This window comes from Kocuria sp. cx-455 (assembly GCF_057707085.1).
Window position 1 is genome coordinate 242,286 of the sequence record NZ_JBYIPM010000004.1, and the last position, 21,781, is coordinate 264,066.

15 protein-coding genes are annotated in these 21,781 nt (G+C 64.5%); 12 read left to right on the forward strand and 3 right to left on the reverse strand.

All coding sequences use genetic code 11. The features are described 5' to 3' along the window. Positions 1–174: 174 nt before the first annotated feature. A complete protein-coding gene (locus tag AC3ENJ_RS08080; protein ID WP_431813659.1) occupies positions 175–3,789 on the forward strand; it encodes a bifunctional proline dehydrogenase/L-glutamate gamma-semialdehyde dehydrogenase in 3,615 nt (1,204 codons plus the stop codon). Positions 3,790–3,897: 108 nt separating this feature from the next. On the opposite strand, the gene AC3ENJ_RS08085 is transcribed toward AC3ENJ_RS08080, so the two are convergent. After that, positions 3,898–4,956, reverse strand: a complete 1,059-nt coding sequence (locus tag AC3ENJ_RS08085; RefSeq protein ID WP_431813660.1) for a hypothetical protein — start codon at positions 4,954–4,956, stop codon at positions 3,898–3,900. A 209-nt stretch (positions 4,957–5,165) separates the two neighbouring features. Here AC3ENJ_RS08085 and AC3ENJ_RS08090 point away from each other — a divergent pair, with 209 nt between their 5' ends. The 5 genes from AC3ENJ_RS08090 (at position 5,166) to AC3ENJ_RS08110 (ending at position 12,815) form a co-directional block, all read left to right on the forward strand. Further along, the gene (locus AC3ENJ_RS08090) at positions 5,166–6,518 is read left to right on the forward strand and encodes an MFS transporter (RefSeq protein WP_190806540.1); all 1,353 of its coding nucleotides are present in this window, start codon (positions 5,166–5,168) and stop codon (positions 6,516–6,518) included. 148 nt (positions 6,519–6,666) lie between these two features. Continuing rightward, positions 6,667–7,881 carry an MFS transporter gene (locus AC3ENJ_RS08095; RefSeq protein ID WP_190780952.1) on the forward strand — a complete coding sequence of 405 codons (1,215 nt, stop codon included), beginning with the start codon at positions 6,667–6,669 and terminating at the stop codon, positions 7,879–7,881. 27 nt (positions 7,882–7,908) lie between these two features. Next, positions 7,909–9,639: an ABC-ATPase domain-containing protein gene (locus tag AC3ENJ_RS08100; protein WP_431813661.1), complete on the forward strand. Its 1,731-nt coding sequence runs from the start codon at positions 7,909–7,911 to the stop codon at positions 9,637–9,639. Between the two features lie 261 nt (positions 9,640–9,900). Further along, the gene (locus tag AC3ENJ_RS08105) at positions 9,901–11,235 is read left to right on the forward strand and encodes a hypothetical protein (protein ID WP_431813662.1); all 1,335 of its coding nucleotides are present in this window, start codon (positions 9,901–9,903) and stop codon (positions 11,233–11,235) included. 329 nt (positions 11,236–11,564) lie between these two features. Continuing rightward, the gene (locus AC3ENJ_RS08110; protein ID WP_431813663.1) at positions 11,565–12,815 is read left to right on the forward strand and encodes a phenylacetate--CoA ligase family protein; all 1,251 of its coding nucleotides are present in this window, start codon (positions 11,565–11,567) and stop codon (positions 12,813–12,815) included. A gap of 94 nt (positions 12,816–12,909) precedes the next feature. Here AC3ENJ_RS08110 and AC3ENJ_RS08115 read toward each other — a convergent pair whose 3' ends face one another. After that, positions 12,910–13,563, reverse strand: a complete 654-nt coding sequence (locus tag AC3ENJ_RS08115) for a YveK family protein (RefSeq protein WP_431813664.1) — start codon at positions 13,561–13,563, stop codon at positions 12,910–12,912. Between the two features lie 383 nt (positions 13,564–13,946). On the opposite strand from AC3ENJ_RS08115, the gene AC3ENJ_RS08120 reads away from it, so the two are divergent. The 5 genes from AC3ENJ_RS08120 to AC3ENJ_RS08140 all read left to right on the forward strand — a co-directional run bounded on the left by AC3ENJ_RS08120 (position 13,947) and on the right by AC3ENJ_RS08140 (position 19,875). Next, positions 13,947–15,386 carry an O-antigen ligase family protein gene (locus AC3ENJ_RS08120; protein ID WP_431813665.1) on the forward strand — a complete coding sequence of 480 codons (1,440 nt, stop codon included), beginning with the start codon at positions 13,947–13,949 and terminating at the stop codon, positions 15,384–15,386. Continuing rightward, a complete protein-coding gene (locus AC3ENJ_RS08125; RefSeq protein WP_431813666.1) occupies positions 15,383–16,432 on the forward strand; it encodes a glycosyltransferase family 4 protein in 1,050 nt (349 codons plus the stop codon). The genes AC3ENJ_RS08120 and AC3ENJ_RS08125 overlap by 4 nt, the downstream gene beginning before the upstream one ends. A 71-nt stretch (positions 16,433–16,503) precedes the next feature. Then, positions 16,504–17,610, forward strand: a complete 1,107-nt coding sequence (locus tag AC3ENJ_RS08130) for a prenyltransferase/squalene oxidase repeat-containing protein (protein WP_431813667.1) — start codon at positions 16,504–16,506, stop codon at positions 17,608–17,610. 41 nt (positions 17,611–17,651) lie between these two features. Then, the gene (locus AC3ENJ_RS08135) at positions 17,652–18,413 is read left to right on the forward strand and encodes a WecB/TagA/CpsF family glycosyltransferase (RefSeq protein ID WP_431813668.1); all 762 of its coding nucleotides are present in this window, start codon (positions 17,652–17,654) and stop codon (positions 18,411–18,413) included. Positions 18,414–18,519: 106 nt separating this feature from the next. Then, positions 18,520–19,875: a lipopolysaccharide biosynthesis protein gene (locus AC3ENJ_RS08140; RefSeq protein WP_431813669.1), complete on the forward strand. Its 1,356-nt coding sequence runs from the start codon at positions 18,520–18,522 to the stop codon at positions 19,873–19,875. Positions 19,876–19,881: 6 nt separating this feature from the next. Here the strand turns inward: AC3ENJ_RS08140 and AC3ENJ_RS08145 are convergent, their stop codons facing one another. Next, on the reverse strand, positions 19,882–20,355 hold the full coding sequence (locus AC3ENJ_RS08145) for an Lrp/AsnC family transcriptional regulator (RefSeq protein WP_223841716.1): 474 nt from the start codon (positions 20,353–20,355) through the stop codon (positions 19,882–19,884). A gap of 180 nt (positions 20,356–20,535) precedes the next feature. Between AC3ENJ_RS08145 and hisC the strand changes: the two genes are divergently transcribed. Continuing rightward, a complete protein-coding gene (hisC, locus tag AC3ENJ_RS08150) occupies positions 20,536–21,669 on the forward strand; it encodes a histidinol-phosphate transaminase (protein ID WP_431813670.1) in 1,134 nt (377 codons plus the stop codon). Positions 21,670–21,781 lie beyond the last annotated feature (112 nt).

The window sequence follows — 21,781 nt, forward strand, 5'->3', positions numbered from 1 at the left end:
GCTTCCTCCCATAGCGGTGTGAGCGGCGGCGTCATCCCGTGCTCCCGACTACTCATCAGGGCGCTGAACACGTTAGCGTTGACGGACCAGCCACGCAGGGCCCGGATCACCTCGGCTGGTGGCCGAGGGAATGCCTCGGTATCTCAGCCGGGCCGAGATTCTGGAGGTGCTGCGATGACCAGCAACATCACCGCTGTGACCGATCCCCGCGAACTCGCGGATGCATCCGTGGACCTGGTACGCCAGTGGCTGGGCCGGGCCAAGGACAACAAGAAACGTAGTTCTCAGAAGAACCCCGCCGAAGATCGTCTGGCCACCGTGTTACAGGATCCGCACGGACTGGAGTTCACCGTGGGTTTTGTGGACCGTGTGATCCGCACGGAAGACACCAAGGCCGCGGCCAAGGCACTGCAGGACATTGCCAAGCTGACCCCGGAGTCCATGTCCGCGGTGGACCGCGCCCAGATCAAGGCCGGTACCGCGCTCTCGGACAAGCTCCCATCCATTGTGGTTCCGGCCGCGCGTACCCGCCTGCGCCAAATGGTGGGACACATGGTGGTGGATGCCCGCCCGGGCCCCTTCGGTAAGTCCGTGAAAACCATGAAGGAGCAGGGCCACCGCCTCAACATCAACCTGTTGGGTGAAGAGGTGCTCGGTGAGCAGGAAGCCGAGAAACACCTGCAGGACGCCAAGGACCTGCTTCACCGTCCGGATGTGGACTACGTCTCCCTCAAGGTCTCCTCCGTGGTGCCGCAGCTGTCCCACTGGGGCTTCGACCGCACCGCGGATCGCGTGGTCGAGCGGTTACTGCCGCTCTACGAGGCCGCCGCGTCCAAGGAGGCCGGCACCATGTTCATCAACCTGGACATGGAGATCTACTCGGATCTGGAACTGACCATGGAGGTCTTCCGGCGTCTGCTCGACAAACCGCAGCTGAAGAACTTGGAAGCCGGCATCGTGGTGCAGGCCTACCTCCCGGACGCCCTGGGCGCCGTGAAGCGCCTCTCCGAGTGGTCCGCCGAGCGCGTGTCCCAAGGCGGCGCGCAGATCAAGGTTCGCCTGGTCAAGGGTGCCAACCTGGCGCTGGAACGCGTGGACGCCGAGATGCACGGCTGGCCCATTGCCACCATGCCCTCCAAACAGGCCACGGACACCAACTACAAGCGCGTGCTGAGTTGGCTGTTCACCCCGGAGCGCATGAGCGGGCTGGCCATGGGCGTGGCCGGACATAACTTGTTCGACATCGCCTTCGCCCACCTGCTCGCCGAGCAGCGCGGGGTGACCGATCGCATCGAGTTCGAAATGCTCCAGGGCATGGCCACGGAACAGAGCGAGGCCGTCTCCACGGACGTGGGTCAGTTGTTGCTCTACGTTCCGGCGGTCCGCCCCACCGAGTTCGACGTGGCCGTGTCCTACCTGGTGCGCCGCCTCGAGGAGAACTCCGCGAGCGAGAACTTCATGTCCGGGATCTTCGACCTCTCCCCGGACAACCGCATCTTCCGGCGTGAAGAGAGCCGTTTCCGCGCCGCCCTGGGGGATCTAGAAGCCGAGCCGGAGGTCATTCCACCCTCCCGCACGCAGGACCGCTCGCGGGAGACCGTGGGGGAAGAGCCCACTCAGCCCCTGGATGAGCCGTTCATGAACGAGCCGGACACGGACATCTCCACCCGTGCGAATCAGACGTGGGCCGAGAAGATCGCCGCTCGCATCGCGGACAAGGAATGGTTCGAGAACCTGCCCGTTCCGGAGGCGCTCGCGGGCCTCGAGGACGACTCGAGCGGGGCCGTCGAAGCCGTGAACGACGTCGTGGCGCGTGCCAAGGCTGCCGGCAAGACCTGGGCGGCCACTCCCGCCCGCGAACGCGCCGAAATCCTTAACCGCGCCGGCGACATCCTCGCTGCTCGCCGCGGTCACCTCCTGGCCGTTGCCGGTGCCGAGACCGGCAAGGTGCTCGAACAGGGCGACCCGGAAATTTCGGAGGCCGTGGACTTCTGCCGCTACTACGCGCGCCGCGCCCTGGAGCTGGAATTCGTGGACGGCGGTCAGTTCATCCCGCACCACGTGACCGTGGTGACCCCGCCGTGGAACTTCCCGATCGCGATTCCCACCGGCACCACCGTGGCGCCGCTGGCCACCGGTTCGGCCGTGATCCACAAGCCGTCCCCGGAGACCCGTCGCTGCTCGGCGGCCATTTGCGAGGCCCTGTGGGAGGCCGGTGTGCCGCGCGACCTGCTGCAACTGGTGGACGCCGTGGAGGGTGATGCCGGTAAGGCACTCATCTCCCATCCGGACGTTGAGCGCGTGGTGTTGACCGGTGCGTACGAGACGGCTCAGCTCTTCGCCAACTGGTTCCCTGAGCGCCCGCTCACCGCGGAGACCTCCGGTAAGAACTCCTTGGTGATCACCCCCAGCTCGGACCGTGACCAGGCCGTATGGGATCTGGTGGCCAGCGCGTTCGGTCACGCGGGCCAGAAGTGCTCGGCGGCTTCGCTGGGCATCCTGGTCGGTCCTGTGGCGACCTCCGACCGGTTCCGCCGCCAGCTCATCGACGCCGCGTCCTCCATGGTGGTCGCGTGGCCCGATAACCTGCAGGCGTCCGTGGGGCCCACCGTGGAGAAGCCCCAGGGCAAGCTGCTCAAGGCGCTCACGGAGCTCGAGCCCGGCGAGGAATGGCTGATCGAGCCCGAGCAGCTGGACGATTCCGGCAAGCTGTGGCGTCCAGGTATCCGCGCGGGCGTGAAGCCCGGTTCGTTCTTCCACCTGACCGAGTGCTTCGGCCCGGTGCTGGGCCTGATGCGCGCGGACGACCTGGACCACGCGCTGGAACTTCAGAACGCCGTGGACTACGGCCTGACCGCCGGCCTCCATTCCCTGGACGCGGACGAGATCCTGCACTGGGTGGATCGGGTTCAGGCGGGCAACCTGTACGTGAACCGCGGCATCACCGGTGCGATCGTGCAGCGTCAGCCCTTCGGCGGCTGGAAGCGTTCCTCCGTGGGACTGGGCGCCAAGGCCGGTGGTCCCAATTACCTGGCGTCACTGGGTCGCTGGTGCCGCGAAGGTTTCACCTCCTCGAGCTCGGACCGCGGTGCCGCCGGCGCCTGGGTTCTCGAGCCCCGCGTGCACCGTGGGCTGGACGCCGTTCTGCCGCTGGTGGACCAGGAGGATCAGGTGTGGCTGCGCCGGGCCGCACTCTCCGATCAGTCCGAGTGGCAGCGCGAGTTCGGCCAGGTCAAGGACCCCACGGCCCTGATCAGTGAGGCCAACCTGTTCCGCTACCGCCCCCGCACCGTGATCGTGCGCGCGGCGGAAGGGGCCTCACTGACCGATGTGCTGCGCGTGGGGCTGGCGGCTTCCCGGTCCGGGTCCGAGGTCATCCTCAGCCCGGCGGAGGAACTGCCGGAGCAGGTGGGTCGGCTGTTCACCACGGTGCTCTCCCCGGCCTCGGACGTGGACTTCGCGCACGCGCTGGGCGAAGGGTCACTGGGTGTGTTCGCGGAGCTCTCCGACCGGGAGGTCCTCAACGGCACCGCTCTCGACGTGGACCACGGCGCTCGCGTTCGTGTGATTCAGCCGTGGGACGGTAGCGACGATGATCTCAAGCCGCTGTACGAGGTCCGTGCCGAGCACCCGGACATCGCCCTGATCACCGACGACGTGGTGGGTACCGGGCGCATCGAGTTGATGTACATGCTCTCCGAGCAGGCGGTGTCCATCACCATGCACCGCTTCGGCAACCACAGCCCGTCCATGGACCGGGTGGTCGCGGAGCTCCGGACCAGCAGGTAATCCGTTTTCTCAGTTCCCAGCCGAAACATGTGAGTCCGTAAAAGTGCTTCTTCGCGCTCGTGAAGAGCACATTTACGGACTCAGATGTTTGTGCAGCTCGCGGGGGCCTTACAGCACGAGCGTCAGCAGGAAGATGATCGCGATGATCACCAGGAACACGATGCCCCAGTTGCGCAGCACGTGCTTGTCGCTGTCGCGGGTTTCCTGGCTGTCGGGGTCCCGGTCCGCGTAACGGTCACTGCCCACGCCGTAGTACAGCTCGGACGTTGACGGTTCGCGCGGCGGGGCTGGCTCGGTGGGCGGTTGGGGTGCGGGAGGATCACCGGCGGCGTCGTCGGTCTTGCGGGGGCCCATCGGCCAGAAGCGGTCGGCGTCGAAGATCTTGTCCCGCTTGGGCTGATCCTGCGCATCCGGGCGCGGACCGTTGAGTGAGTCGCGCACGGGTACGCCGGTGCCGGGGTACTCGGTCCCGCGCGGGTCCTTGTGTGAGCTGTCCGTGCCGAACGGATCCGGCTCGTCATCGCCGACCAGCTCCGACTCCGGAATGCCGCCCGTGGATTTCACCGGATCTCGCGGAGAGGGCTTCGATGCGGGTTCCGCAACCGTCGACGTCGTGCCATCCGTTTCGCTCACACGATCCGCCGCCTGCCGCAGCACCTCCGAAACCCGTTCGAGGGGGCCGCGTTGATTACGCTTGGTGCTCTGCTGCGCAACCTGCTCGGCGCGGCTGGCCACGGAACGCAGGACGGAGGCGTCCTGGAGCTCCAGGTCCCGGGCGGCCATGGCGAGTTCAAGCGGGGGATCGGCGGGATTGGGCTTGGTGGCCCATTCCAGCAAACCGGTCAGTACGGGACTGGACAGTGACTTCTTGAGCGCGGGGCGCAAGGCTTCCACCTCGGACAGCGCCACGAGTTCGCGCGGCGGGGTGGAACCGTAACTGCGGGCGGCCTGATCCAGGGGACCGCGGTCGTTGAACAGCGCGGCAAGCATGGCTGCGGAGGCGTAGCGGTCTTCCGTCGAGGCGGCCTCGGAACTCTGCGTGAGCAATTGCCGTTGCGCCGGCGCTCCGGCATTGCGCACCACCTCCAGCAAGGCAGGGTCTGCACGCACGAGCCGGGCGGGCTCGCTCAACGCACGGGCAAGATCCGGGTCAAGCTCTTCACTCATGTCGATCGCCTCCGTAGTCCGTTCTACGAGCCTACGTGAGGATGCCCGCGCCGTCTTGAGCCATGAACGGATGCTGGGGGAAGGCGGTTCCAAAGAGCCGGTCATTAATATGCGCTACAGACTCAAAACTAATAACTTAGTCTCGCTGACTTATATTTAATCTACTATGCGCCCAACGATGAGCGCTCCGCATCTACGAGGGAGAACCAATGGCGGTAGCTGCCGCGCCCAGTGCGAAGGATCGTCACACCAAGCTGGTCCAGGAAGTCATCGATGAGGCACCGATGAATGGGCGCCGCGCTCTCGTTGTGGTCCTGTGTTTTGTCATTGCATTACTTGACGGGTTCGACACTCAGTCCATTGCTTTCATTGGTCCGGCGATTGCCGCGGATTTCGAGATGGGCACCGCCGAACTGACCTGGGTCATCACGGCCAGCACCATCGGTATGGCACTTGGCGCGATGACACTCGGTAGCCTGGGCGACAAGATCGGCCGGAAGAAAGCAGTCCTCATCGCGCTGGGGCTTTTCGGTGTGTTCTCGATTCTGGGGTCCATGGCGCCCAACCCCGAGACGATCATCGGACTGCGTTTCCTCATTGGACTCGGCATGGGTGGTGCAACACCGTCCCTGCTGGCGCTGGTCGCTGAATACAGTCCCCTCCGCAGGCGCGGAACATTCATGACCCTCGTGATCCTCGGGTTGCCCGGCGGTGCGCTGTTGGGCGGACTCGTGGCGGCCGCATGGCTTCCCGCGGTGGGGTGGCGTGGCATTTTTCTGATCGGCGGCGTTCTACCGCTGATCCTTCTGGTTGTCAGCGTGTTCTTTCTGCCAGAGTCGCCGGGATATGTGGTGGGGCGAGGAACGGAACAAGCTCAAGCACGAGGTCGGGCACTCATCGAGAAGATGACCCGGCGTGACATCCCCGCTGACGTGAGTTTGCGGACGGAGAAGCCCACCGCCAAACAAGGCTCGGTAGCCGGACTGTTGTCCGGCGAGTACCGCAAGGTGACGATCGCCGTCTGGGCGGTCTACCTGTTCAACTGGATCGCCTGGTTCCTGCTCTTGCAGTGGATGCCCAGCGCCCTCCATGCCCTGGGTCTGCCGACCTCGACGGCCGCGCTCGGTACGGTCACCGTGAATGGCGCATTCATTGTCTTCGCGATTCCCCTGTCGATTGTCTTGCCGCGGGTGAACCCGAGGTCCTTGCTGCTCGGAATGTTCGGGATCGGAATTCTCGTGGCCGTGGGGCTGGGACTTGCGGGCAGTTCTTGGACGTGGGTCTTCATCCTGCTGGCGTTGGCGGGATTCGGGATCGGCGGGCAGCAGCTGGTTCTCAACTACCTGATTGCAAACGCCTACCCCACGTCTCTGCGATCCACCGCCACGGGATGGGCCATCGGCATCGGGCGGCTGGGGTCCATTGTGGGCTCTGCTCTGGGTGGGTGGCTGCTGGCCACGTTCCAGCCCGGCGGGTACTTCATGGTCTTGGCGATCCCGCTGGTCATCGCCGCGGGCGCGACGTTCTTGGTGAGCAAGAGGCAAGCGAGTCTTGGAAGCTGACGGCGGTGCCGAGCGAGGGAGGCCTCGGCGCGCGTGATGACCGGGGCGACGTGGCTGTCGGCGGCCACACCCGCCACCGCAGCCCGTCCCGTCTCGCTCTCCGGACCACCCCTGTCGCGAATCAGTTAGGCCCGCTAATGTGCTTTGGGTGACACGTCCCACATCCAATGCATCGAGCCGAGCACCCGGAGTGCTTTTGGTCGTGCTGATGGGGGCCATGGCCATCGGGCCGATGTTCAATTACGCGCTGGGGTCCCTGAGCGCGCTGATCGTGGACGAGTACGGCATCACCGAGGGCCAGTACGGGTTCATTCTGGCCGCTGTGTATCTTTCCGCAGGCCTCACGGCCACGTTCCTCGGGGTGCTCGCGGACAAGCTCACCCCGCGCTTCCAGATCGCATTGATCTTCTCGGGCATCGTGGTTGCATTCCTGGTGAGCGCCATGTGGCAGTCCTTCGTGGTATTGCTGGCCGCGGCCCTGATCGCGGGTGTCGCGCAGTCCTTCTCGAATCCCGCCACCAACCGTCTGATTGCCCAGCGCACGAGTTTCACCCAGCGTGCCCGGTGGATGGGCTGGAAACAGTCCGGGGTGCAAATGGGCCTGCTGATTTCGGGGCTCACGTTCCCGTTCCTGGGTGCGGCTCTGGGCTGGCAGACCTCCGCCCTGATCGGCGCGGCGGCGTGCGTTCCCGCGTTGGCGATCGCGTGGCTGATCATCACCAAGCTCGAGCGCGACGTCGTCTCCCGTCCCGCCCCCGCGGCGTCTGGGGTGCCCGATCGCGGAAAATTGCCGACGGCGGTCTGGCTGTTCTCCCTGGTTGCGTTCCTCAATGCCGTGGGAACCCAGGGCGTGACCGTCTACTCGTCGCTGTTCGCGGTGCGAGCGTTGGACTTCCCGTTGACCGTGGCGGGAATGATCATTGGCGTGATCGGTGTGTTCGGCATCCTGAGCCGCATCGGCTGGGGACGCGTGGCCGGCCGAATGGCGCGGCCGTCCGTACTCATCCAAATCATGAGCCTGGGTGGCGTGGCCGGGTTACTGTTCCTGATCGCCGCCGAGCTGTTCCACCAGGGGTGGCTGATGTGGGTGGGCATCCTGTTCCACGCGACTCTTCCGCTGGCCGCCAATGTCATCATCAATTCCGGCACGGTGGCGGCCGCCCCGGCAGCCAAGGTGGGAGCGGCGTCGGGCCTGGTGGCCACCGGCATGTACCTGGGATTCGGCGCGGGACCGCTGATCGTGGGGCAGCTCGTGGACCTGACCGGGAGCTTCACCGCGGGTTGGATTGCCGTGGGCGTCACGTACGTGGCCAGCGTGGTGGTCGCGATCATTCTGAGCCGACTGCACAAAAGTTCGGCCTGAGGTTGCCGCGTGTGGTCCCATGGAAGCATGGGCACCCCACGCACAGACCTCGCACACGTCCTCAAACGCTTGGAGGGCAACAGCTACGGCGCCTACAAACAGCTCAAGGGCGAATGGCGCGTTGGCGATTTCGAGCTGATCGTCGATCGCGTGCAATCGGATCCGTACGCACCACCGTCCCTGGTGCGGATTCGCGTGCCGCGGCGGGTCGCGGGCATCCCGGGGCATCTCATGAATTCCGCGGCCCAGCGGATTGCCGCCGGTGATTTCCTCACGCGCGCCTTCGGCCGAGCCGCACGGGACCTCGGCCCGGACGGGGGCAAGGGCTCCGGCGGGATTTTCGTGGTGCACGTGGGCCAGGAAATTCTGCAGCGCTCGTCCGTGCTCATCGACCACGCCGCGATCGAGGTGCGCTGCGAAATCGCCCTTCCCGCCGCGGGCCGCCGTATCAAGGGCCGCGCCGCGCAACGGTTGTTGACCGAGGTGCTGCCGAGCGTCGTCAAGCGTTCCCTGCTTTTCCGCAACCTGGACGCCGCGGCGTTCGATCGCCACGTGCGCGGTTACCTCGACGCCGAGCACGTGCGTTCGCAGCTCGCCGCTCGGGCTCTGGTGGCCTTCGTCGCCGACGGCGCCGTGCTCCCTCGCGCGTCCGGGCATCGGGATGAGCCCCTCACCGATCACGCCGTGCCGTTCGAGTCACCCGACAACCTGCGGGTCACGCTCACGCTCAGCGATGGCACGGAGGTCTCCGGCCTGGGGGTTCCCGAGGGCGTGACCGTGATCGTGGGCGGGGGGTATCACGGCAAGTCCACGTTGTTGCAAGCACTCGAGCGCGGGGTGTACGACCACGTGCCCCGGGACGGTCGCGAACTGGTGATCACTCGGGCTGATGCCATGGCCGTTCGCGCGGAGGACGGCCGCGCGGTCAGGGAAACGGACGTGACCCCGTTCATCAACAACCTCCCCACGGGCGCGGACACCAGGCGGTTCAGTACCACGAATGCCTCGGGCTCCACGTCGCAGGCGGCCTCGATCACGGAGGCCGTCGAATCCGGGGCGACAGTGTTGCTCCTGGACGAGGACACCTGCGCCACCAACCTCATGGTCCGCGATCAGCGCATGCGCGCCCTGGTGCCCGGCGAACGCGAACCCATCACGCCGTTCGTCGACCGGGTGCGGGCGCTGTATCGGGACAAGGGCGTGTCCACGGTGCTCGTCACGGGCGGTTCCGGGGCGTTCTTGGACGTCGCGGACCTGGTCATCGCCATGGACGCCTACCGGGCCTCGGACGTCACGGCCCGGGCGCGTCAGGTGTCCGCTGATATCCCATCCGGGGAGCAGACCCGGCCCACGGAGATTTTCGGCGAGTTGCGCGAGCACATCCCGGCGGCCACGTCGAAGGACGACGGTGCTCGCGGTGTCCGTGCGGGTGGCCGCGGTGGTGAGCGGGGCGGGTACCGCGAGAAACCGGCCCGTGGGCGAGGTCTGGGGACCATTCAGCGAGGCCGGGAGGACGTGGACGTATCCGCCCTGTCGCAGCTCGTGGACCCCTCGCAGACCGAGGCGATTGCGCGGCTGTTGGATCAGATCGACCGCACAGCGGACGGGCGAGAAAGCCTGAACGAGCTGGTGGACCGGCTCATGACTGACGTGGAGCGCGACGGACTGGACGTGCTCGCTCACCACCGGGGACACCCCGGGCATCTGGCGCTGCCGCGTCGGCAAGAGGTGCACGCCGCGTATCACCGCAGGCGGTGACCGGCTGCCTCATGGCGGTGCGCGGGGTGAACGAGGGCCGGGGAGCACTCGGTTAATAAGTCACAAATGAAAAACATTCCGCCGCGTCGACGTGACGTTGCAGTCACTTAAGGGAAGACTGAGGACGGTGCGCAACCCTGAAATCCGGGGGGGAGAGACATGGTTGCGCCGTGGAATGAGTGAAACAAGGGGAGTGATTTTGTGGTTTCGATCCGCGAATTTGTAGCACATCTGCCACCTGACAAGCGCGAACTTCTGGCTGTGCCGGCACGGTTGCTGCCGGCCAAGATGCGTTACGGACCGGTCTACGAGCGCACGGCTCGGGAGATCCACAAGGCGCGTACAGCGCCGTCGTGGGCGAAAAGCACGGTGGATGAGCGCCTGGCCGAGACACTTTGCACCGCGCGTAAGACTCCTTATTACGGCAAGGGCCAGCACTACGACGTGCTGAACCGAGTGGCCGCGGGGGACGTGAGTCCGCGGGAGGCCCTGGCGCAGTTGCCGATCCTTAGGCGTGAGGATTTGTCCGCGCACTACCGAGACATGCTTGCGGCCCCCGAGAAGACGGTGGAACTCTCAGCGAGCTCCGGCACCTCGGGTGATCCCATTTTCTTCCTGCTGGACCGTGATCGCGGTGCGCGGGAATGGGCCTACGTCGTGGATTCCTGGGCAAGCACCGGGTATCAGCTGGGGCAATGGCGTGTGTTCTTCCGCGGCTTGGACTTGCCACAGAACCGGCCGTATTTCGTGATGAACAGCACCGGCGAAATCGTGGTGCGGATCCAGACGCTCTGCCCGGACACCGTCCGGGAGTACTGGGAGATGATTGCGAAGCGAGGCATTGAATACCTTCACGGGTATCCCTCCACCCTCGTATACCTGGCCAGGCTCCTCGAGGACGCCGATTTCGATACGTCCTGGCGGTATCGTATTCGCGGTGTATTGCCGGTATCGGAGCAGTACACCCCCGGACAGAGGGATCTCCTGCGGCGCTTGTTCCCCAACGCCAAGCAGGCCGTGTTCTACGGTTTGAGCGAGAAGTCGGTCTTCGCCTCGCTCGACGAAGACTTCGTCTACCACCCGTACCCGCTCTACGGGCATGTGGAGCTACTGCACCGGGATGGTAAGCCCGTGGAGCTGGGGGAGCGCGGGCGCATCGTCACCACCACGCTGGACGGGCGCGGCATGCCCCTGATCCGCTACGACACGGGTGATTCGGCAGAACTCGTAGGCCACGACAACGTGGGTACGCCGCTGTTCAAGAACATCCTGGCTCGGAGAGGCCGCGAGGGACTCATCAAAGCCGACGGTCAGACCTTTTCGACCACGCCGTTCAACGTTCACGGGCACGAGTTCGAGTGCGTGCACCGATTCAAAATCCGTCAAGAGGTCCCCGGCAAGGCAGTGCTGCTCGTCCAGCCTTCGCAGAAGGCCACCGAGGAAGAGCTGGAGCGATTCCGTCAGCTGATGATCCGCCGAACGGAGAATCAGGTGGAGCTTGACTTCGAACTGGTGGATGAGTTGCCGGCCACACTGAACGGGAAGTTCACGCTGCTGGACCAGCGAATCCCCAATGCGCCGTCAATGTGGGCGTGAACCGTAGCGCACCCCGGATATCAATGGATTCCCGACCCGTGACGAGCGGGCGCGGTGAGCGTGACCGCCACGCGACCCATGAGGATTTCCATGTGCAAAATCGGCGGGGCTCAATTCCGATTCCTCTCTGACCAGGCGGTCAATGTATTGTGATTCAAGCTGTACACGCATGAGGGGGAACAGTGATGGTATCGATCCGTGAATATGTGGGGCATCTTCCGGTCGAACAAAGGGAGCTTCTGGCTGCCCCGGCAAGATTACTTCCGCCCAAGGTTCTTTACGGGCCAGTTTACGAAAGCACATACAGGGATATCCAGAAAGCCCGTACCATGCCGTGGTGGTCCAGGCAAGAGGCGGCCAAGCGTCTGGGTGAAACGCTGAGCACAGCGCGGCGGGCCCCCTACTACTCCGAGGGTCCCGCTTACCGTGCTCTGGAGTGGGTGGCGCGGGGGGAGCTGGGCGCCCATGAGGCGCTGCGGTCACTTCCCATCTTGACCAGGCGAGATGTTACCGATCACAACAGGGACATGCTCGTGGTGGATGAGTCCCAGGTCGAAATTTCTGGGACGTCCGGGACATCGGGCGAGCCGGTCCGGTTCTTTCTGGATCGCAACCGCGGGGCACGGGAATGGGCGTATGTCGTGGATGCGTGGTCGGATTCCGGTTACGAACTCGGACAGTGGCGTGCTTTCTTCAGGGGTCAGACGCTGTCTCGGAACCGCCCCTTTATTCTCATGCCCAGCATCAGGGAATTATTGATCCGACTCCAGGCCGTGCAGCCGGAATCAATTCACATGTTCTGGAATCTCCTTGAGGAGCGGAAAATACATTTCTTGCACGGTTACGCGTCAACGTTGCTGTACCTGGCGCAATTGATCGAGGAATCCGATTTCGATACATCATGGCGTCATGAAATCAAAGGTCTATTCCCGGTTTCCGAGCAATTCACGGCCGCGCAGGAGGAAATACTTCGGCGCGTTTTCCCACACGCTGTCATTTCGGTGTTCTACGGGCTCAGCGAGAAAACCGCATTTGCACGAATGGATCGGGATCATAACTACCACTCGTACCCGCTGTACGGGTACGTGGAGCTGTTGGACCCGGAGGGCACGCCGGTGGGAGTCGGTGAACGCGGTCGCGTGGTGACCACGAGTTTGGACGACCGCGGAATGCCCCTGTTGCGTTACGACACGGGTGATTCGGCGGAATTCATTGGTCAGGAGCCCAACGGATCCGTGGTGTTCAAAGACATTCTCTCTCGGCGGGGTCGGGAGGGGTTGGTCAGAGCGGACGGTAAGCTTTTCTCGCTCACGTCCTACGGCTTCGACGGAGAGGAATTCCCGTTGATTCGCCGGTTCAAGCTCCGACAAGAGGTTCCCGGCAGGGCAGTCCTGCAGGTTCAGCCCTCGCCGGCCGCCAGCGAGTCCGACATTGCCGAATTCTTCAGGGAAATGTCGCTGCGCGGCGAGCATCACGTGGAACTGGAGTTGGAGGTCATCGACCGATTCGAGCCGACCGCCAACGGCAAGGAAGTCATGCTGGATCAGCGCATCCCCAACGCTCCGTCCACCTGGGCATAAGGCGTTCGACATCGCAGTTGCCGTTTCTTCGCCGGAGGTCATGGGGTCCGTTGGTGGATCGGGCCCCATGACCTCGTGAGGCGATGTCCACGTCTCAGCGGCGTCGGTATTGTGCCTGCGCAATGACGATAAAGAGACCGAGAAGCAAGCCGATCAGAGCACCCGCCACGATCAGCACCATCGGGTCAGTGGACGACGGGTCCTGAGGGAGCGAAGCCTGGCCCACCGGGGTGAGCTCCACCGCGGTACCGGGCGCGTCCGTGCTGTCATCCAGTTCACCGACATTCGTGCCCAACACGTTTACCCAGGCGTCTGCCAGTTCTTGAGCTTGTTCCGGTGACCCCGCAGTTGCCGAGATGCGAACCTCGGAGGTGTCCAGAGGCACCGTTGTGGTCACGTTCTGAAGCAGGGCCTCGGGGGTCTGGTCCAGGCCCAGTTCCTCAATGACCGCAGATGCGGTCGAACTGGTGCCGGAAATACTGCCAAAGGTCACGGCCTTGGACTTGGACAAGTTTTCTCCGGCCAACGCTTCGGTGGAGTCGGAACCACCGTTGGCGACCACTACTCCCGAGGCCGTCGACGTGTATGTAGTGCCCAAGACCGTGGACGCCGCCCAACCCAAAGCCGCACCCAACAGCAAGGTGATGAACGGGAGCCACCAGAGCCTGCGGAATGCCCTGCCGAATTGACCCGTGCTGACTTCGCCGCGTTCATACGGCCGACTCTGTCCGATCGTCTGTTGACTCATAACGAATTCGATTCCCCCTCAGCCCTCCCGCGGAGTGTGATCCGCGGGTTATGCGTCGAATATGCGCGCCTTCCCCGGGCGCGCAGACGTGGTCCATGGTAAACACACTTTCCTCGCCCGCGAATTTCTCGCGTGTCGGCCCAATGAGGGACAACCGCCCATTCGTGGGACCACAGAAGTGCAGTCTTACGTTTCGAAAGAACACATTCCATGGTTACTGTAGTGTCTAGCCGCCCTGAACAGATTTCATCATTGCGGTGGCCGCATTCGGGGGAATCGCGGTTCTGTGACGGGTGGCCACGCGTGAGCGTGACACACAAAAGTTTGGGGGAGACGTTCATGTTCAGGGCTCTGGGCCGCGGGTGGCCATCATGGTGATGGCTGTGGCAACGGTAGCGGCTATTGCGGTGGGTGCCCTGTGCTGTGTTGCCCTGGGGCTGTGGCCCAAGGCGGGGGCCGCCGTCTTGTTGAGTGCCACCGTGATTGCGCAGACGCTGCAAACCATGACCGGTAGTTCCCTGGTCGGGTATGTCGATGAACTGGCGGTCCTGGTTGCAGCGGTGGTTTTCCCCGTGCGGCGACTACTGATCCACGGAACTCTGAGGTTCATGGCCGCGTACTGGTGCTTTGCCGGTTACGCGGCCCTCGGGATCATGTCGGCTCTCATGAACTCGGTTCCGCTCAGCGTGTGGGCGGTCAGCGGTTTCCTGTTTCTCAAGGGGCCGCTTCTCATGCTCGGCGTACTGCAAATCGACTGGCAGCGTGCCGATCTGCCCAGGATCGCGCGCTTCGGAACCGTCGGGGTCCTGATCATCCTGGTCTCCGCCCTGCTCAACGCCGTGGCCCCCGAAGCCTGGAACTCGATAGTGGGCCGACAAGAAGTCAGTTACCGGCTGGGCATTCCCAGCCTGACCGGAATTTTTGACCATCCCGTTGGCCTCGCATCCGTGATGGGTATGGCATTTCTAGCCATTCTCTCCTACCGGCGCATCGTTGAACGATCAGTCGTATCTTTCGTGTTGTTGCTGACCACCGGCGTGGTGGGAATTCTCACGTTCCGTCGTAAGTCGATCGCTTCGGTGGCCATCGTGGCAGTTGGCTCCAGGTTGGTGTTGCCCGGAAGGCGGACCCGCTTTGTAGTTCTGCTCGCGGTCCTTCTTCCCGTAGCGCTTCTCATTGCATGGCAACCACTCGTCGACGTCGTGACCAGTACCTACAACGAGTACTTCAGCAGCGTGGACACCACGGCGCGTACCACCATGACTATCGATTCCGCACGGTTGGCCGTTGCCGCCTTTCCACTCGGCGTTGGGCTGGGGCGGTTCGGATCGGCCGTGGCTTCCTCCAACTACAGTCCCGTGTACGAAGACCTGGGATACACACGCATCTACGGCATGGGCCCGGGCGAGCGCGGGGGTTTCCTGGCGGATACCTTCTGGCCGTCGATCCTCGCAGAAACCGGGTTTTTCGGACTCGTGCTCTATTTTGCGGGTCTCATCATGGCTGTTTACCCGGGCTGGAAACTCATGCGGCGGTCCAGCCAGCCGTACATGCAATGGATTGGCACCGTGGCCGTGGCCTGGATGGGCCAAATGCTGATCGAGTCCGCCGTTGCCCCGGTGTTCACCGGGCCTCCGATGTTTGGACTCGTTTTCGGCGCGGCGGGCATAGCGGCGGCACTTTACGCGGTTGACACCACCCCCGTCCGCAGGAAAGAGAAGCCGTGGGCGAGTACTCTTGGTCCGCCAGATGGAGGGTGGTTACTAACTGAGCCGGCCTCCCGTCATTCTCGTGGCTTCCGCAGTGCGGAGGAGGACCGATGAGCCGGGTCATAGTCCTGGGCCCGGGCCCGGATACCGCGGGTGGCATCGGGGTCATGATGGGTCACTTGGCCCGCACCGCATCCGACCATTCGAGTCTGTCATTCGTCGAGTCCGGCGGCGCCCCAGGATCCTCCGCGCAACGACTCCGTGCGTTCGGGCGGGCCATGGTGACCTGCTGGGCACCAGTTGCGGACGGCACTGTCTATCACGTGAACCTGGCTTCGAATGGCAGTACGTGGCGCAAACTCGTGCTGACGAGTTTGCTTCGCGTCAGGCGACGCCCGTACGTGCTGCATTTGCACGGCGGTGGTTATGTCGACTTCCTCAAGAATCTCAACGGCGTCATGGCCGCAATCGTCCGATCCATGTTCCGATCCGCGAGCTCTGTGGTGGTGCTGGGCGAATTCTGGCGGCAGTTCGTGAGTGCGGAACTGGGAGTCGCGGCGCGGAAGTTGCATGTCATTCCCAATGCCGTTCCCGGCCCCGCCTCGGTACCGAACGCGAAGGCCACGCCCACCGTACTGTTCACCGGGAAGGTCACCCGAGCCAAGGGGGTCATCGACCTGCTGCACGCTTGGGGTTCACTACCTGAGCATGTCCGAACGCACCTGGTCCTGGCAGGGGATCTACACGATCCCGATGGCCACATCACCCGGCTGCTGGAAGCCACTCCGGACGTGACCACCACGGGCTGGCTGAACGGTGACCAGTTGAAGAAAGAACTGGCCCGCGCAAGCATCTTGGTGCTGCCCAGCCACATGGAAAATCTACCGCTCTCGCTCCTGGACGGGATGGCGTGGGGTTTGGCCCCGGTGGTGACAGACGTGGGGTCTGTCTCTGACGTCATCGAGGGTGGTGATTCCGGGTGGATTGTGCCCGTCGGGGCACCGCGAGAGTTGGCGAACGCCATGGAGGTGCTCCTGGGGGACACCGCTCGGAGAGAGGCCATAGCCCAGGCCGCTCGGTCCCGGTGGGAAAAGCAGTACGACATCGCCCACTACCGACGTCGACTCGAGGACGTGTATCGGCAAGTCAGAACCGGGTAGGAAAACCACACAGAAGCCGTGTGTCAGTTCGGGGGAACGGGCACACACCAAGGCCTTCCAAGGGGGAACTAATGAGCTTGTACACTCATGAGATTTTGAGAAAGACGCTGGGGGACGATATCCACTCGGCGACGGAGGCGGCCCTGCGTTTCGCGCGGACTCGTGATTACGCCGGTACGGATCCGTATGACGGATTGCTCTCGCCAGTGGCTCCGATGTTGCGGGGCCGGCTTCCGCGGCAGGTATGGGTTCAGGCCCACAAGCGACTGGGTAAGTCGCTGCGTTCGGTGACTCGGGTCCCCAAGGTCACCATGACCAAGGCCATGGCCCTGTTCGCCATGGCGGAGCACTGCGATGGACACACGGATCGTGCTCAGGATCTGATCACCAAGCTCCTGTGCATGCGGGGCAGTGGGCCGTGGGGTTATGAGTTCGACGTCCAGACCCGTTGGGCGCACTACCTGGCCAACTCCCCGAATGTGGTGGCCACGGTCTTCGCGCTGCGGGCGATCTCCGCCATGGACCGGCTGGGTGAAATATCGCCGAAAACCACCACCTGGCTGGAGAACCTGGCCCACCCGGAGGGCTTCTTCCGTTACACGGAGGCCTCCGATCGGCTGGTCCACAACGGTTCGCTGTTGGCCGCGGAGTCCCTGGCGATCTTGGATGGGGACAGGACGTTGATCCAACAGGCCGTCACCCGCACCGTGAGCGCGCAAGCCGCAGACGGCTCCTGGGCCTACGGCGAGGGTAAGGGTCTCGAGTGGGTTGACAGCTTCCACACCATATACGTTCTCGACTCGCTGTTCTTCTTGAAACAGCGGGGCTTCGAGATCGGTGACTCCTACGAGCGAGGCCTCGCGTACTGGTACGCCCACTGTCTCAATGCTCAGGGGTTACCCGTCTACAACGCGGACGAGGTCGATGCCTCCCACGACGTCCACAACGTGGCCACCACCGTGGGGTTCCTGGCCGGGCTTGCAGGCAGGGGAGACCTGGAGGTCAATCCGGAACCGGCCATCCGGCATCTCCTGTCGCATCAGGGTGAAGACGGCGGCTTCCGGAACAGTCCCAAGTCCCTGCCACACATGCGCTGGAATCAAGCACACGCCAGCTACGCACTGAGTCGGTGGATCGCCCTTCGCAATAATGAGAAGTCCGAGCAGGTGCGGTCATGAGATTGCTCCACCGACCTCACATCAGCCGTCAAAGGTCCCATGTGCACACCCCGGTCCCGCCCGAGCCCACCAACCGCCTGCTGGGCACCCGCGTCGACCCGCTCACCATGGACCAGACGGTGCGGACCATTGAGGACCTCATCCAGGATCACTCCGGTCACCACAACCACCTGGCGATGAACGCGGCCAAGCTGGTGGCGGCCAGCCACGACCAGCACCTCGTGGCCAAATTCGCCACCGCCACACTGGTCACGGCCGACGGCCAGTCCCTGGTGTGGGCCTCCAAACTCCTGGGCGCACCGCTGCCCGAACGCGTGGCGGGCATCGACCTCATGGACCGGCTCGTGGACGCCAGCGTCGCGAAGGGATACCGGATCTACCTGCTGGGCGCCACCGAGACCGTGGTCCGGCAGGTGCGCTGGCGGTTCCTGGCGCGCGGGGCCAAGGTGGTGGGTTTCCACAACGGGTTCTGGCGCCGCGAGGACATGACGGACCAGCAAATGGCCGATGAGATCGCCCGCAGCAACCCGGACATCGTGTTCGTGGGGATGCCGTCCCCGCTCAAGGAGGACTTCGTGTTCGCCCACAAGAACCGCACCCGCGCGGGGATCTGCGTGGGGGTGGGTGGTTCCTTCGACGTAGTCGCGGGCATCACCTCCCGCGCACCCAAGGCGGTGCAGCGACTGGGTATGGAATGGTTCTGGCGCCTGGCTCAGGAACCGCGCCGAATGTTCAAGCGCTATCTGGTGGGCAATTCCAAGTTCGTGTGGCTCGTGGTGAGGGCGCGATTGAACCGTGACTGAAGCCACCAAGACTCGAGCGGCGCCGGGCAGCGTGGCCCCGAGTCCCCCCGCCACCTCCAACACTGGACCACGTCACCGGGCATCTCCCCGGCGGCCGGGTGCCCCGATGAGTGCCGCCAAACAGTCCATCTTGGTGCTCGGTATTCGGGTGGGCGGGGCCGTGCTGCAGATGCTGCTAGTTGCCACGGTGGCCGTGCGCTTCTCCGTCACCGAGGTGGGTCTCAACGGCATCCTGTGGGCGGTGGCCCTGGTCGCGCGCATGGCCGGACCCCTGGGTCTGGACGTCATGGGGTTGCGCTCGCAATCACCGTTGTGGGCCGAGGGCCGCAATGACCAAGCCGCGGCGCTCGCACGCCGGTACTCGGGCGCGCTCGGTCGTGTGTGGGGCGTTGTTTTCGGTATCGCGGCCGTAGCGTGCGCGGCCCTGGCACTCGGTGGCGGCCCAGGATCCTGGTTCCTCGCGTTGGCCATCGTTGCGGTGACTTCCGCGTTCATGCAGTTGTACGTCGCCCAGCGACAAGCGCGTAATTGGCCCCTGCTGGGCCAGTTCATGGAGTCGGTTGCGCTTCCCGCGCTCGGGCTACTGGGCGCTTTGCTCACCTCGGTGTTCGCGCCGAACTGGTTGATCGCCTCGCAGGTCATGGCCTTCGTGCTGGTCACGGTGGTTTTGTACGCGGTCTCTCCGTCCGTTCAAGAGGCCCGCGCAGGACGACGCCGCGCGGCGTCGTCGGCCTCAACCGCACCGTTCATCGGGCGGCACGCGAGAGCCGTCCCCGAACCGGATCCCTCATACGTCCCCCGGCATGCCTCCGGTGGGTCACGCCCGGACGACGCCGCCTCGGCCCCCGTTCCGTGGCGCCCCGCGCTGACCGTGGGTGCGGGCAATGCGCTCACGTCGCTGTGCGTGCGCGGGCCGATGTTCGTGATCGGCGGGCAATCCCTGGCCGCCGCGGGTGTGTACGAGGTGGCGCAGAAAATTCAGTCCGGCGGCGCCATGGGAACCTCCGCCGTGGCCACCGTGTTCGCCCCGCGGATTGCCGTGGCGCTGCGCAAGCCCGTGGCGCTGATCAAGTTGCTGTTGCAGGCCAGCGCCAGCTCCTTGGTGGTCCCGCTGGGGCTGCTCCTGTTCCTGTTCGTGGTCGGTTCGGACGGGCTCGTGGCCGTACTGGGCGACGAGTATCAGGGGGCGTGGGCGGCGTCGGTGATTTTGGTGGTGTCCACGGTGATCAACGCCGTGACCTCGGCCATGAGCAATGTAATGGTGCTCGGTGGTCGGGAACGGATGTTCGTCGTGATCGCGGCGGTGCAAATGACGGTCGTGGTGGGTGGTGCACTGGCGAGCGGGGCGGACACCGCAGCGAGCATGGCCGTGTGGGTGCTCATGGGTGAGACGTTCAGATCCGCGTGCATGGCGGCCGGACTGGCGCTGCATTTGAGGGCTTTACGGGGCTCGCGGGCCTGAGCCGAATCAACTACGTTCGGCTTCGCGTTGCAGCAGGCTGGACATACGCAGGGGCATGGCCTCGAGCAGTGAGATGGACGTGGTGGTGCGCAGCAGACCCGGAGTCTCGAGGATCAAATTGGTGATCCGGTGCAAGTCCGAGGTGCCCTTGGCCACCAGCCGCACGCGCAGGTCCGAGTCCCCGGTGGTCGCGTAAATTTCAATGATCTCCGGGATCTTCAAGAGGGCCTTCTGGGCGTCCTCGCTGGTTCCCTGGCGGATGGAGAGTTCCACGAACGCCATGAGATCGTAGCCCAGCGCACGCGGATTGAGTCGTTGGCTGACGGGGCCCATGACTGCTCCTTCCGAAAGCCTGCGAAGCCGGGCGTGGACGGTGTTGCGTGCCACGCCCAACCTTTGGGCCAGGGCCAGGATTGTGGCGTTGGGATCCTCGTCCAATGCCATGAGGATGCGGGCGTCCAAGGGGTCGAGCCGGTACATATAGTGCATTGTGTCACCCGAAAGAGAAGTAACTGAGCATTAAGCACAGTCAAGAATTAAAGTATTGCGCACGCCGGTCAGGTGGCTCACCATCGTGTGAGCGTGTCATGGCTCACACCTTGAGCCGACGTCCCACCGTGTGTCCGTCACCCGGACCCTTGGCATCCGAAAGGCCCCTTGATGACCACCAGCTCCACCGCCTGCCGGCTAGCGAACCCCGAGACCCCGGAACTGCGGGACGAGGAACCGCGCGTGCGCGACGTCGTCTCGCAACTTCCCGGTTACGTTGCCGGCCGCCGCGCCACCGGCGATCTCACTGCCGCGCTGGCGTCCAACGAGAGCCACTACGAACCCCTCCCGGCCGTAGTGGACACCGTGCAGCGCAGCGCCCACCGGATGAATCGCTACCCGGACATGGCCGCAACCGAGTTGCGGGAGCGGCTGGCGGATTTTGTAGCCGCGGAAGTCGGTGAAGTGTCCGTGGGACCCGGCAGCGTGGGCGTGCTCCAACAAATTCTGGCGGCCACGTGCGGTCCCGGCGACCAGGTCATTTTCGCGTGGCGCTCCTTCGAGGCGTACCCCATCCTGGTGAGCCTGACCGGCGCCACCCCGGTGCCCGTGCCGCTGAACGCGGACGAAGGTCATGACCTGGAGGCCATGCTCACCGCCATCACCGACCGCACCCGCGTGGTCATGGTGTGCTCTCCCAACAACCCCACCGGGGTCGCGCTGGAGCACGAGGATATGGCTCGTTTCCTGGACCGGGTTCCGCCGCACGTGCTCGTGGTGATCGACGAGGCCTACACCGAGTACCTCGACGCCGATCAGACCCTGGACGCGCTGGCCCTGTTCCGCGCCCACAACAACGTGTGCGTGCTGCGGACTTTCTCCAAGGCGTACGGACTGGCAGGACTGCGCGTGGGATACGCGGTGGCCCACCCGAAGCTGGCGGAAGCACTGCGTCGCGTGGCGCTCCCGTTCGGCGTGAGCACGCTGGCCCAGCAAGCGGCCCTCGCGTCGCTCGAGGCCCAGGAACAGTTGCGCGAGCGCGTGGCCGCGGTGGTCTCCGAACGACGTCGTCTTCTCACCGCCCTGCGCCGGGCCGGCTGGGACGTCCCGCACAGTCAGGCGAATTTTGTGTGGTTGCGGGCGGGCGAGGAGCTGAGGCGGGCCCTGGTCGATGCCTTCGATCGTTCCGATGTCCTGGTGCGCGCCTACGCGGGAGACGGCGTGCGGATCACGCTGGCCGACCCCGTGACCAATGACCGGGTGCTCGAGGTCCTCAAAGATCGTTCCGCATTCCCCGCCGCCTGACCCGCAGTTTTCTCCCACCGCCTGTGCCGGGTTCGCCCGGCCTCCTGGAATGCACCCGGCCCATACTGTCGGTGCAGGCCCGAAAGGAACTCCCCATGTCCCTACGCCATAA